We start from the raw sequence: 12,998 nt of genomic DNA, 5'->3' as shown, positions 1-12,998 counted from the left end.
CTTCATTCTGCGATCTCTCCAAATGCAAGTGCGAGGATACGCTCGCGATCGAAATCTTGACGCAGGACCTGTCCTTTGATTTCTCCGCGGTTCATCACGACAATCCGATCCGCCATTCCCATCAATTCCTCAAGTTCTGACGAAATCATCATGATGCCACCCCCTCGAGCAGCGATCTGGTCGATCAGGCTGTAGATTTCGTATTTGGCGCCGACATCCACACCCCGGGTGGGCTCATCGAGGATGAACAGATCGGGATCGCGCAGTTGCCATTTGCCGATCACGACCTTCTGCTGATTGCCACCGGAAAGAGCCTTGGCGGGCTGGCTGTGGATGTCGCTGGCCTTGATGTTGAGCTCTTCGCGCATTCGTTCAGTTCGCTCCGCGACGCGATCGCGGTCGATCAGTGCAAAAGGCCCGCGGCCAAAGGCGGCCAGTGACGCAAGCGTCAAGTTTTCGGCAACGCTTGCATCCATCATGAGCCCTTCTTCACGCCGATTTTCGGTCACGAACGCCATCCCGGCCTCAATGTGCGCCCGAACCGGCCCCTCAAGCGGTCGCCCCTTGAGGCTGATTGTGCCTTTTGCGCATTTGTCGAGACCAAAGAGAACCCGCGCCAGCTCTGATCGGCCGGCGCCCATCAGTCCAAAGAGACCGAGGATTTCCCCCTCATGCACGGTAAGGTCGACATCCTCGATCACGCCTGGCTGAGTGAGTCCACGCGCCTCCAACACTGTTGCCCCTTGCGGCTGATTGCTGCGCGGCGGGAACATTCCGCCCATGTCGCGACCAATCATACTCCGGATCATCAGCGGGATCGGAAACTCGGTGATCGTTCCCTTCGAGACGAGTTCGCCGTCGCGCAACACGACGATGTCATCACAAAGCCGCTGCACGTCCGACAATATGTGCGAGATGTAGATGATCGTGCAGCCTTGGCTTTTCAGGTTCTCGATTGTGGCAAACAGCCGCTCCGTTTCACGCGGCGTCAGCGACGTGGTGGGTTCATCAAAAATCAGGAGGCTCGCCTCGTTGTGGAGCGCCCGGGCGATCTCCACCAGTTGTCGCTCGCCCGGTGACAGTCGTCCAACTTCGACAGAAGGGTCGAAATCCAAAGAGAGGCGAGAGAGGACTTGCCGACTTCGCTCGTTGATCCGCTTCCAGTCAATGAGGCCCATACGCCTCGGAAAGCCATCAATGTAGAGGTTCTCCGCCACCGAAAGATTGGTGAAGAGGTTGAGCTCCTGGTGAATGAAGGCAATGCCGATGCGCGTTGCGTCAGCGGCTCCTGCCGGCTCATAGGGCAGACCACGCCACAACATATGACCTGAGGTCGGCTTCACGACGCCCCCGATCATGTTCATCAGCGTCGATTTGCCCGCGCCGTTCTGGCCGATGATGCCGAGCACTGAGGCTTCGCGGACACTAAAGCTGACATCGCGGTTGGCCGGGATCCCGAACCAGGATTTTGACAGGCCTTGGAGAGACAGAAGGTCCGTCATCGTACCCGCTCCCGCTTTAGCCGTGTGCGCAAAACATCGAGCAAGGCCGCGCATAGGATGATGCCGCCTTTGACCATGTCGATCTGGAAGGCCGAAAGGTTCATCGCCGAGAGCGAACTTGCCATGATGACGTAGAACATGACGCCAAAGAAGGTCCAGATGACCTTTGCCTTGCCACCGAACAGGCTCGTTCCGCCAATCACCGCAGCGCCAATGACATCCAGAAGGAAGGAGCCACCACCTAGCGTAGGTCGCCCGGCTTCAAGGCGGGCGGCAAACAACAGCCCGCCGATCATCGCGCAAACCGCCGAGAGCACGAACACAGCAATGATGATGCGCCTGACGCGCACACCGGAAATTTCGGCGGCCTTGCGGTTCATCCCGATGGCCAGCACCTGGCTGCCAAACACCGTCCGATTGAGGAGCATGTGCGCCGCCAGTGCGACGCACATGGCGATGACCATGGGATAGGTGACAAGAGAATAGATAGCGCGTCGGGCTATCTTGGCCTCTTCCTTGGCACCGAAATAGACAGAGACGATATCGCCACGGCCGAGACGAATAAAATCGTCTGGCAGGTTTGCCACATTGCCCGATTGCGTGAGCCAGAGTGCAAAGGCCGAGAAGATCATCATCGCCACCAGCGTCACGATGAAGGCCGGCATCGCAAACATGGCAACCGCCATTCCATTGATAAGGCCGATGACCACGGCAGCGACAAGCATGGCGGCGATTGCCAGGACCACACCGTGGTCCACTCCTGCGAGCGGCCCTCCGGCATCTGTGAGCAGCCACCCCCAGATTGGCGTGTTGGCAAAGGTCGCCGGATCTGCAGCACCCGTGATCAGCACCGCTCCAAGGACGGAGGTCAACGCAATGGCTGCCCCTTGGCTCAGATCAATGCCTCCGATCGCAAGCACGAAGGTCTGGCCAATCGCAACGATGAGCAGCGGCCACATATTGGACAGGACATTCACCAAATTGGCCGGTGTGACCAGCATCGGCAAAAATGGCGCCAAGAGCAGCACGTAGAAGATGGAGAGATAAAGAACGAACTGGTCGGAGAGCAGCAAATCAACCGCCTTGTCCTTCAGTTCTCTCCTCGGCACCGGTGATGAAGACATAGTATACCTTTTCGCCGTTGGACCCGGCCGGGCATCGCCAGCTGGGTCCCATGGCGTTTGTCAGCAGATCAATTGTCGAGGAAGCCTTCTGCAAGCAACTTGCAGCCCCACATATCCATCTCGCGTTCAGCGAGATTGGCAGTCGTCAAGGCAAAGCCAGGGTCGGCGATCACTTCGTTCGGATCTGTTTCGCCGGCCTCGATCGCCTTAACAATGGCATTCACGGAAGCCTCGGCCTCGAAATACAGATCCTGGACCCCGGTTGCGTCGACATAGCCTTCCTTGATGAGCTTGCACGCCGTCGCATCACCATCCAGACCGGCCAGCGGGATATGGCCTTCTTCGCCACTCTTCTTCCACATGCCACGCGGCTCCAGTACCGAGCGGATGGTGGGGAAAAGGAAATCAGACGAGGTGAACATGGCGTCGATCTTCGGCTTGGCCGTGACCGCGGCCTCCAGATTGGCAAGGGCGGTCGCCGCGTCCCAGTCGGAGGCGACTTCCGTCACATCGAACCGCTCCGGGAACTTGGCAACTGCTGCCTCGAAGCCCTTCTTGCGCTGGATGGCGTTGGTATCGCCCAGGTCACCGACGATCACCACTGCATGAAGCTTTGCATCCGACGGCGCTGCGGCAATTGCCTGCTCCAGCACGAACCCTGCAGCCGTTTCGGCAATGGCAGCATTGTCGGCGACAACGATCACGCCATTATCATTGTTGGCCGGCGGCCGATTGAACACGACGATGGGCACGTCATTCGACGTCGCCTCCTTGACGATGGTCACAGCGCTCTCACCGTCCTGCGGAATGAGGATGATGCCGTCGACGCCTTGAGCGACGCAGTCACGCACCTGCTCCAGCTGTCGGTTGACATCTTCGGTCGCATTGCGCTCGATGACGCTGTGACCCATCTCAGTGAGGGTCTCCACAATTGCCTTGTGACTTGCCACCCAAAATTCCGTTTCCAGATCCTGGAACGCAAAGCAGATATTGGCCGCACTGGCCGTAGAGCCGAAACCGACGGTCGAGGCCGCAAGAGCAAGACCGAAGCTGATTTGTCTAAAACGTTTCATGTATTCTCCTCCAATAGATACTGTTAATTGGGCCGAGATGGCCCCTGCGGAGGGTGGCCCTTTTATCCTTCCGCAAGGCTGATCAGGCTACCGGCGTTTCCTCCCCGCTGGCAGTGAGCTTCACTTGCCGCCCACCGTTTCTGGCGGACTGCACGGCCGCGAAAGTGAGCTTCAGAGTTTCCAGATTGTCGGCGCCGGACGGTTGCGCCTTCGTACGTCCCGCCAGCACATCAAGAACATGTTGTTGAAACGCGATGACGGAGTCCTGCACGAGGTTCCAGGGCCGTGCACCCCAAGATGGGATCGGCGGCTCCACCACCTCCTCCAGACATTTACCCTGGCGGTGCAGCCTTAGGCGGTAGCCATCTTCAAGCTCGATGGAGCCTTCGTCGCCCTCGGCCAGCGCAAGTGTCTGCACGAACCTGTCGGGTGCATAATGGCTGAAGAAGCTGCATTCGACACTGGCAACAGCCCCGCTGGCATGACGCATCTGTGCCAGAAATGCGTCCTGGCCCGTGACGTTTGGATTGAGGCGCTGGGTCTCGCAACTGATGCGGGTCACCTCACCAAACAGTCGACGTGCAACGTCGAATAGATGCAGCCCGACATCCGACAGCGCCAGATCCTCAACTTGCGCCAGATACGGCTGATTGGCATAAATATCGAAGGCATGGCGGAAGTTCAGTCGCAGGAACTGCGGCTGGCCGATGGCACCACGATTGATAAGCTCGGCGATGCGACGGATTGGTGCCTGCCAGCGAAAGTTCTCATGGATGAGCAAGTCCACGCCCGCGCGTGTGCACGCGTCGACCATGGCCTGCGCATCGATCAGGTTTTCTGCGAACGGCTTCTGGCAGATAACGGCGCAGCCATGGCCGGCTGCCAGCTCGACCAAGCTCCGATGAGAACTCACGGTCGTGGCGATATCGGCGAAGTCGGGGCGGACCTCCTTGAGCATCTGGGCCGCGTTGCCATATGCCCCGGCACCGAACTCCTCTGCGAACGCCGCAGCCTTGGCGGGATCGAGATCGCACACAGCGACAATTGTGACGTCCGGAAGGTCGCGCCAGGCCAGCATATGGTTGCGTGCGAAGAACCCGCAGCCGATGAGAACACCGCGGCGCGTCATTGACCATCGTCCACACTAGCGTCTTCAACAAAATGGTAGACGAGACTGAGACTGCCCCTTGCATCAGCAGTGACGCTATACCCGCCCCGCTCGGTCATGAGGCTCCATTTGTCGGGCTCGACGATGACATCCGCCATGGCGCCGGCACTTTGCTGAGCGAATTGCAGGAAGCTGGCAAGTGGCCCGGCCGCTGCGAGCGGTCCCGAAGTCATTGCCAGCGCAATGCTTGCACAACCTGCCTTAGCGGCGAGCGCGAGGACTGCAGCTGCATAGGCCGCCGCATATTCTGTCTCCTGCCGCGGATCCGCATTGGTCATCGTCATGTACCGGCCTTGAGGATTGGCCGCTAGCCCATCGCCATAAGGATTGGACCGCATGGCGATGGAGAAGAGCCCCAGATGAAGCGGCTTGGCCGGTAGGAGCGCTGCCGCCGAGGTGAAAATGTCGGGCAAGGCCTCTAGCGTCTGGGTGACGGAGCAATCATCAGCTGCGTGAACAATGGCACTATTGCCGAAGGTGATGAAGTCCGCATCACTGGCAGGCGCGCAGCGATTGGCTTCCGTGAAATGGGTAAGGCTCCCCCCGCCCAAGGCAACCCCTGGCAGGAGCCTACGCAGGACGGGCAAAGCGTCGGATGGTCTCGGCCCCTCAGGCCATGGCCCCTCAGGTTGATAGCTCTTCAGGTAGAGCCGCGGCAGCGCCGTCAGCCGATCAAGTTGCGGATAGTGTTCGATCAGGCGCGAGACGGTCGCCTGCAGGTCGGAAATCGCATCGAAGACCACTTCGACGCCGCCGACTGGCAAGCCTTCGATTCTGGCGAAGTCATCTTCCGTGGTCTCGGAGAAGACCCGCAACAGAAGCGGCGCAGCCGTGCTGACCGGCAGCGATCCTGCATCATGCGCTAATAGCACTTGCGGCAGCCGAACGCGCTCAGCCTCGGTGCGCGGAGACGCTTCAACCTTGGCAACCTCACCGGAAATGCGGATGACGATGGACTGGTCGACAGATTGGCCGCGCTCAAGCACGAAAGGACGCGGCAGCGCCAGTGGTCGGCAATAGGTCTTGAATGATGCGTCTGACCAATTGCGCTGATCCTCCATCTCGAATACGTCGCCTTCGAACTGAACATCCACGGACAGAGCGCCGATGGCGTGCTCCATTCCGGCGATGTTGAACGCAGGCTGAGCCGCGGCGACGTTGAGAGGGAAAGCCGTCTGAGTTGATCCACCCCCCGGATGGCGAAGGTTGAGGCGGCTTCCCGCCAACCCCTTGATCGGATGCAGAAGCGTAAAACCGGCGCGATTGAGGAAGACCGCCTCACGCGCCTCCAATGAGAAATGCGCCCGCAGCTCGCGCTCGTCGGTCATTTCGACCCTGAAGCTGCCCTCCACGGGTGCGTCCTTGCCCCTGAACCGGCGTCGATAGGAATGGCCGATCGCCTCCTCCAGCACCACCTCCGTTTCAACTACACCCCAGTTTTCATCACGCAGGAGCGCATTCAACCCGCGCAGGATTTCGACGCCATCAAAAGTGAGGCAGCGCAGTTCGCCGGCGACAGCGGCGGCCTGAAGCTTGCCATATCTAAGGATGTCAGAGCCCATGGCGTCAGCCACTGCTTGCACGCCCTCATCCATTACGGATCCCGCTGTCGTCCTTGACCGCACTGGCACCCTCCCCGGCCGCTCAACCTCATATACTCATCATATCAGTTGATCGTCAACACCAATGACAGGCACCGCTGCAAATCGCCTATACACCCATAGATGCTGCTTCAGCGACCTTCCTGCGGACGATCCGCTTGATGGGCGCCACGCACTGGTATAATGACCTAAGGAACCGAACGATTGGAGGACATGATGCTGGGGCGCATCGAAGCCGATTACCTGATAGAGACACCGGGGGAGCCAGCAAGGGCCGCCGAAGTGATGGCCGGCGAACAATCGTCAGGCACTTTTGCACCCGTACCCGGGGAAACGGCGGAACTGAAGGCACGCTCGGCAGCGCGCGTTGAGGCATTGGAGCTCCTGGAAGCGGTCCCTTCCCCCAGCCTTCCGGGATCATCTGCAGCGTCCGGTACGGCATGCCGTCGTGCCCGCGTCACCCTGTCATGGCCGCTCGACAACGTCGGCACAGATCTTGTCGGTCTGATGGCCACCGTCTCCGGCAATCTCTTCGAGCTGAAACAATTCTCAGGCCTGCGGATCCTCGACATCCGGCTGCCGGAGGCTTTCGCCTCCGCCTATGACGGGCCCAAATTTGGCGTTTCCGGCACGCGCAGCCTGGCTGGCGTGGATGCAGGGCCGCTGATCGGCACGATTATCAAGCCAAGCGTGGGGCTATCAGCTGCCGAAACCGCGGCGGCCGTGGCGGAGCTTTTAGACGCGGGGATCGACTTCATCAAGGACGACGAATTGCAGGCGGATGGATGGTACTGCCCCTTTGACGAGCGGGTCCGGGCCGTGATGCAGGTCATCCGATCCCATTCACAACGAACAGGCCGGAAGGCGATGTTCGCCTTTAACCTGACTGGTGAGGTCGATCAGATGCGGCGCCGGCACGATCTCGTTCTCGCGGAGGGCGGCACCTGCGTCATGGCAAGCCTGAATTCGGTAGGCTTATCGGGGCTACTGGGTCTGGCGCGTCACAGCCAGTTGCCGATCCACGGCCATCGTAACGGTTGGGGCTATCTGAGCCGCGCGCCGATGCTGGGATGGTCCTATATCGCCTGGCAGAAGTTTTGGCGCCTGGCGGGGGTCGACCACATGCACTGCAACGGCCTGCGCAACAAATTTGCAGAACCCGATGATAGCGTCATTGCGTCAGCACGCGAATGTCTGAAGCCGATGTTCGACAGCAAGCCATGTGTGGCAATGCCAGTCTTCTCCTCCGGCCAGACGGTCCATCAGGCACACGATACCTATCGTGCCCTTGGCAGCGCGGATCTGATCCATGCAGCGGGCGGAGGCATCATCGCTCATCCCGGCGGCCCTGCCGCAGGGGTCGCGGGACTTCGGCAGGCGTGGGGCGCTGCCATGGCGGGCATCCCGGCTGCTGACTATGCCCTTGACCATCCCGAGCTGGCCGTCGCCTTGAAGGCATTCGACAAATGACGAAGGTCGACCAATTGCCGCCGGGCCCACTGATTGCTTGGTATGGCGACGATTTCACGGGCGCCGCTGCGGTAATGGAAGTCCTGAGTTTTGCGGGCTTGCCTTCCGTTCTTTTTCTCGAGCCGCCCTCCCCCGAGCAGGTCACCCGTTTTGGGCAGATGCGTGGGATCGGCATCGCAGGGACTGCCCGCTCTGAAAGCCCACACTGGATGCAGGCAGAGCTCCCCGGCCTGTTTGCTGCTTTGCGCAAGACAGGCGCGCCGCTTCTTCACTACAAGATCTGCTCGACCCTCGATTCAGCACCAGACATTGGCTCAATCGGCGCTGCTATGGAGATTGCGGTCGCCACACTGGGGACAAGGCTGATGCCAATTTACCCCGCGGCAATCCCCTTGAAACGCTTTCAGGCCTTCGGCTCCCTCTTTGCCGCGGCCCCCAATGGCGTGTTTCGGCTGGATCGCCACCCCGTCATGGCGCGCCACCCGGTGACGCCAATGGACGAGGCTGATGTTGCACAACACCTTGCCCGGCAGACCCGGCTGCCGATCGAAACGCTAAGGCTTGATCAACTGCACCAGGGACAGGCAGATGCGGTTCTCGCCGCAGCCGAACGCAGGGGTCGAGCTTGTATTGCTATGGACAGCGTTTCTGAAGCCGACCAACGTGAAATCGGGCGCATCCTTTGGCAGCGACGCAACACCGACATGATGTGCTTTGGCTCGCAGGGGATCGAATATGCGCTCGTTGCCCATTGGCGCGCTGAAGGCTTGATACCGCCGATTGCTCCGCGGCCGTCGGCCGGAGATGTGGGTCCCATTGCGGTGGTTTCCGCTTCCGTGTCGCCAGTGACGGCGCAGCAGATCGCCGATGCAGCCGCAAGGGGGTTCCATTTGATCGAGGGCGACCCACGTCATCTTGCGAGCAGTCATGCATCCGCTGCGGAAGAGGCGGTAGTGACCGAGATGCTGGAAGCGCTTTCGCGCGGGCAGGATGTGCTGCTTGCGACGGCGCGGGGACCTGACGATCCGGCCGTAGATCGGTTCCGCACTTGGCTCGCTGACAGCGCCACGGCTGCAGCCGACGCAAATCGCAACATTGGCCAGGCTCTGGGCCGGATCCTCCACAGTGTTGTGACTCGGAGCGGCTTACGAAGAGCAGTGATCTCGGGCGGCGATACGTCTGGGCATGCAGCACGGGAACTGGGGGTGACGGCGCTTGAAGCACTCGCGCCGACCGTGCCCGGCGCCTCCATCACCGTAGCCCGCTCCGAGGATCCGCAAATTGACGGACTGCAGCTCGCTCTCAAAGGCGGGCAGATGGGTACAGTCGATTTCTTCAGCTGGGTGAGGACCGGCGGTGGCGTGGACGGCATGCTGAGATAAGCCGTCGACGCACAGCCTTGCAATTTGATAGTTACAGACCCTCTGGGTCACTGGTGATGATGACCCGATCATGCCGCTGATCCGCCGCCCGGAGCCGTAATGGAACCCATTCAGAAAAAGAAACTGTATCAGTCCGTACTGGATCGCCTCATTGAGACGATTGCCTCGAAGGAATTCCCGCCGGGATCACAGCTCCCCTCCGAGCGGGAGTTGATGGCGATGATCGGCGTGGGACGTCCTTCCATCCGCGAGGCCATGCTCACGTTACAGCAGATGGGGTTGATCCGCATTTCGCACGGTGAGCGTGCTCGCGTCGTAAAGCCAACACCCGAGGCGATCATCGATCAGATCTCTGCCGCCATGATCATGCTCCTGGCCGACAACCCAAAAGGCCTTGAAGATCTCAAGTCGGCCCGGATCATGATCGAGGTGGGACTTGCGCGAATGGCCGCAGCGAGCGCAACAGCCAACGACATTCGTTTCCTTGATGAGTGCATAAAAGACATGCAAGCCCGGCAGGGTGATTCTGCAGCTTTCGTGGCAGCCGATATGCGCTTCCACGAGATCCTCGCCGGCATCAGCAGCAATTCCCTTATAGCCGCCGCGGTGTCGGGCATGCTTGTCTGGCTGACTCGATTCAAGCAGGACATGGTGGTTGTAAAAGGCGCGGAACAAGTAACTATCGAGGAGCACAAGCTCATTCTGGATGCTATTCGCAACAATGATGCCGAGGCAGCGGGAGCTGCCATGCAACGTCACCTCTCGCGTGCAAATGCCCTGTATTCCAACTATACGTGATTTAGAGCGACTTCATAAACCTGTGGACCGGATTTCAGAACGACTCACAAGAGGAGCAAGCTTTCATCAATGCACGCATCCGCAAAGCTTTCTCTTTACCTCGCTCTTGAGCGGATACGAACCGGCGACCAAGCTTGATCGCACCCTATGTCGCTTTGCAGTTAACCGGGGTCTGCCTCACTTTGTCTGGAGATCAGCCGATTTTGATCGGCATCATCCGTGCTCAGAGAAGCTCTGCACCCGCTCGACCGTACATTGAGCGTTTGATCGTCTTTAGTCGGTTGATCTGACCTTCCGCCTGGCCATTGCTCCAGGGCATGTCGATGCGTTTACAGACGGCGTCGACATCGCGGCGAAGGACGCGGGCAAAACGGGCCAGGGAAACTAGGCCAGAACGAATGGCATCATCAATCCATTCTTCGAGCCTTGCCGACTTTCGGCTATGAAATATTCCGCTAAACCGCATGGAGAAGCTGCGCAAGGTGGCGAACGTCTGGGAGCCCTGTTTAAGGGCGTCCACTTTCCGCTCTTGATTGACGGTCAGCGTCCCGCGCGGCTTGATACAAAGAGCAGCGGCGACAACCGGTGAGATGAAGTGACCAGTGTGCGGATCACGCACAGGCGCGTCGTGATACTTGCTGTCGGCGAGGCCAATCCGAGCCGGCGCCGCATCATTGTTATCCGTATCCGCTTCCGGCCTCTCGGCGCGGCGCCAGGTTGCCAGAAGACGTTCAAGATTGGAAAAGCTGCCGGTGTACCCGCGGTACTTGATGTCATGAAAAGGTGCCGCCCACGGCGGTTGCCGTCCTTCCAGCATTGGGTGAGAAAGGCTTCGAAGTACAGGGGAGATGTCGGCTGCAACGCTCCCCTGCGTCGGTCGGGTGGCGTTTCAAACGTCAGCCACTTCGCGATGCTGCGACGGCCGTATCCCGTGCGACGCGCAATCTCCGAGCAGGTCAGGCCTTCTTTGCTCAAGGCGTGCACCGTCTCGAACACCTCCTTCCGGGACTGCCTATGTGTCCGTCGAAGCTGATTGCGCCAAGGAGTTTCAGGCGCCTGCTCATGCGAAGCTCGATCGTAATGATCAATTTCAATGACGTCGTCTGGCAGCAGTGCCCTGCCTGTAGCTCGTCCAGAGAGGCTCATCTGTTCCTCGATAGCAAGACGCAGATTCTGGAAGAGATGGAAGCGGTCCGCCACCTGAGATGCTTGAGGGGCACCTTCGCGAGCAGCCTGCGCGTACAGCCCGCATCGATCTCGACTGACCACCTCAATGGCGGGATGCCGCTTCAACCATTGTGCAACGCTCGCCACGCTCCGGTCCTCGAGAATGTCCAAGACCTTTCGGCGCTCAAGATCAACGATGATCGTGCCGTAGCGCCACGATTTCCTCCAACTCCAGTCATCAATGCCAATGATCCGTGCAGGCGGTTCGTCGTCGGCCCATGAAGCACTCTGCTTCAAGTGCCGAAGGATGGTGTCGTCGCTGACCGGCATCCCGAGCTGGTTCATCAAGCGCTCTCCCGGACGTCCGCCTGTGCCGTGACCAGCAGGGCCACTATCTTTGTGACCCTCGCTGTCCTGCGGGCGTAGGGCGAGGCAATATTCGGGATCGGGTCCGAGAATGTTCGTCGTTGCACTGCCGATATATGCAACGCCAGCGGCTCAACCGAAGCCATACTGTGACTTCCTTGCCTTAGATTGGCAGGTCCTGAAGACTGCGGTACGACCAGCCGTGCCGACTCCGCTCTGTTTCCTGCAATTCGGGCAAATACCCGAGGATGGTCCGCAAGCAGACACGACCCAATCACCATCACCGTTGGAGACAACGCTTTTCACCTTAATGCCCGGACCGGGCGACCATTTTGATTTTGTTCTCATGCCCGCCAATAGCGAAGTGCCTGCTAACGATCTGTTAACCACACAAAGTGAGGCAGACCCCGGTTAAGTGCCAACCGACAAATCGAAAATGCGGTCTGACGAGGCTAACCACATAAAGCGAGGAAGACCCGTTAATGCCAAGCTGGACCGAAGCGACCGCATCCTCGCGGTTAAAGTGCCGAATGAATCTCAGCCTATCGGTCGAAGGCGCTCAAGATGTAGCTGCTTTTCTCCTAACGATCTGGTCCAACAGCTTATGGGCCACCGGGCATAAAGAACAGGAACGGCTCGGCGGACGGAAGCGTCGAAGACGCAATCACTCCGATGTCATTACCGCCTACCACGCCAACCGGCGGGGCACGGTGGGGGAGGATCATTCCCGATCTTCGGGAAGCTCGCGGCTCGTGAGCAACGCACCACGTGCGGCTTCACGTTCCGAGAGGGTGGTCATGCGGAACTTTCCCACGGTCTCAGGGTTACGGCTTATCTTAAGGCACCAGGAGGATCCAATGAAACTAAGACCTTTCAGCGTTGCCGCTGCAATCGGATTCGCTTGCCTTGCCCTCACTAGTTGCGTCAGCGAAAGCGGCACATACTACAGCGGATATCGGGATTATGACCGTTACGACCGTTATGATCGCTATGACCGGCCAGCTTACAGGCGCAGCGCCGACCGGGATCGAGACCGCCACCACGACTGGAGGCGCGACAGAGGGAGAGACCGTGACCGTCACCAAGTCCGCCCCCACATAGATAACCGTCCAAATCGTATTGACAGAGACTACAGCGGATCTAACTGGCCGGGCTCCGGAAGAACAGATAACGACGGGGTAATAATCCGTAGGTAAGCCGAGCCCCGCTCTTAGATGACTGGACGCGCGGTAGTGAAATCCGATGCCGATCACTGTGAGAGCGGTAATTATACTGGGGTTAAGCGGCATGCAGGAGGGGCGGTTTTGGTTTGAATAGCGTTGGCAGGTTCGCTTCAGGCTGTCGGAA

9 protein-coding genes and 1 pseudogene are annotated in these 12,998 nt (G+C 59.4%); 4 read left to right on the top strand and 6 right to left on the bottom strand.

Annotated elements, in window-relative coordinates:
• Window positions 1-2: 2 nt before the first annotated feature.
• The 5 genes from MUU54_RS19975 to MUU54_RS19955 all read right to left on the bottom strand — a co-directional run bounded on the left by MUU54_RS19975 (window position 3) and on the right by MUU54_RS19955 (window position 6,462).
• On the bottom strand, window positions 3-1,502 hold the full coding sequence (locus tag MUU54_RS19975) for a sugar ABC transporter ATP-binding protein (protein ID WP_247245727.1): 1,500 nt from the start codon (window positions 1,500-1,502) through the stop codon (window positions 3-5).
• Window positions 1,499-2,626 (bottom strand): ABC transporter permease, encoded by a 1,128-nt coding sequence (locus MUU54_RS19970; RefSeq protein ID WP_247245726.1) that lies wholly within the window; start codon window positions 2,624-2,626, stop codon window positions 1,499-1,501. Before MUU54_RS19970 ends, MUU54_RS19975 begins: the two co-directional genes overlap by 4 nt.
• Window positions 2,627-2,694: 68 nt before the next feature.
• Entirely contained in the window at window positions 2,695-3,699 is a 1,005-nt protein-coding gene (locus MUU54_RS19965; protein ID WP_247245725.1) for a sugar ABC transporter substrate-binding protein, read from the bottom strand.
• Window positions 3,700-3,781: 82 nt separating this feature from the next.
• Window positions 3,782-4,828 (bottom strand): Gfo/Idh/MocA family protein, encoded by a 1,047-nt coding sequence (locus MUU54_RS19960; protein ID WP_247245724.1) that lies wholly within the window; start codon window positions 4,826-4,828, stop codon window positions 3,782-3,784.
• Window positions 4,825-6,462 carry a D-apionate lactonase family protein gene (locus MUU54_RS19955; protein ID WP_247245723.1) on the bottom strand — a complete coding sequence of 546 codons (1,638 nt, stop codon included), beginning with the start codon at window positions 6,460-6,462 and terminating at the stop codon, window positions 4,825-4,827. Before MUU54_RS19955 ends, MUU54_RS19960 begins: the two co-directional genes overlap by 4 nt.
• A gap of 222 nt (window positions 6,463-6,684) precedes the next feature.
• Between MUU54_RS19955 and MUU54_RS19950 the strand changes: the two genes are divergently transcribed.
• From MUU54_RS19950 to nanR, 3 genes are all read left to right on the top strand, one after another.
• Entirely contained in the window at window positions 6,685-7,938 is a 1,254-nt protein-coding gene (locus tag MUU54_RS19950; RefSeq protein ID WP_247245791.1) for a ribulose-bisphosphate carboxylase large subunit family protein, read from the top strand.
• The gene (locus MUU54_RS19945; protein WP_247245722.1) at window positions 7,935-9,320 is read left to right on the top strand and encodes a four-carbon acid sugar kinase family protein; all 1,386 of its coding nucleotides are present in this window, start codon (window positions 7,935-7,937) and stop codon (window positions 9,318-9,320) included. Before MUU54_RS19950 ends, MUU54_RS19945 begins: the two co-directional genes overlap by 4 nt.
• Window positions 9,321-9,419: 99 nt before the next feature.
• Entirely contained in the window at window positions 9,420-10,118 is a 699-nt protein-coding gene (nanR, locus tag MUU54_RS19940) for a transcriptional regulator NanR (protein ID WP_247245721.1), read from the top strand.
• A gap of 223 nt (window positions 10,119-10,341) precedes the next feature.
• Here the strand turns inward: nanR and MUU54_RS19935 are convergent.
• Window positions 10,342-11,999, bottom strand: a pseudogene (locus MUU54_RS19935) (ISL3 family transposase).
• A gap of 615 nt (window positions 12,000-12,614) precedes the next feature.
• Between MUU54_RS19935 and MUU54_RS19930 the strand changes: the two are divergent.
• Complete coding sequence (locus MUU54_RS19930; RefSeq protein WP_247245720.1) at window positions 12,615-12,752, top strand: hypothetical protein; 138 nt, start codon at window positions 12,615-12,617, stop codon at window positions 12,750-12,752.
• The last annotated feature ends 246 nt before the right edge of the window (window positions 12,753-12,998 follow it).

It is taken from the genome of Pseudorhizobium tarimense, assembly GCF_022968135.1.
GTDB lineage: Bacteria > Pseudomonadota > Alphaproteobacteria > Rhizobiales > Rhizobiaceae > Neorhizobium > Neorhizobium tarimense.
The sequence above is the reverse complement of the archived record's forward strand: the minus strand, read 5'-3'. Positions and strand labels throughout refer to the sequence as shown.

What these genes read in the sequence shown, in the direction of transcription:
- MUU54_RS19970 (WP_247245726.1), bottom strand. Translation starts at nt 2,626, where the DNA reads ATGTCTTCATCACCGGTGCCGAGGAGAGAACTGAAGGACAAGGCGGTT.
- MUU54_RS19950 (WP_247245791.1), top strand. Translation starts at nt 6,685, where the DNA reads ATGCTGGGGCGCATCGAAGCCGATTACCTGATAGAGACACCGGGGGAG.
- MUU54_RS19975 (WP_247245727.1), bottom strand. Translation starts at nt 1,502, where the DNA reads ATGACGGACCTTCTGTCTCTCCAAGGCCTGTCAAAATCCTGGTTCGGG.
- MUU54_RS19945 (WP_247245722.1), top strand. Translation starts at nt 7,935, where the DNA reads ATGACGAAGGTCGACCAATTGCCGCCGGGCCCACTGATTGCTTGGTAT.
- nanR (WP_247245721.1), top strand. Translation starts at nt 9,420, where the DNA reads ATGGAACCCATTCAGAAAAAGAAACTGTATCAGTCCGTACTGGATCGC.
- MUU54_RS19965 (WP_247245725.1), bottom strand. Translation starts at nt 3,699, where the DNA reads ATGAAACGTTTTAGACAAATCAGCTTCGGTCTTGCTCTTGCGGCCTCG.
- MUU54_RS19955 (WP_247245723.1), bottom strand. Translation starts at nt 6,462, where the DNA reads ATGGATGAGGGCGTGCAAGCAGTGGCTGACGCCATGGGCTCTGACATC.
- MUU54_RS19960 (WP_247245724.1), bottom strand. Translation starts at nt 4,828, where the DNA reads ATGACGCGCCGCGGTGTTCTCATCGGCTGCGGGTTCTTCGCACGCAAC.
- MUU54_RS19930 (WP_247245720.1), top strand. Translation starts at nt 12,615, where the DNA reads ATGACCGTTACGACCGTTATGATCGCTATGACCGGCCAGCTTACAGGC.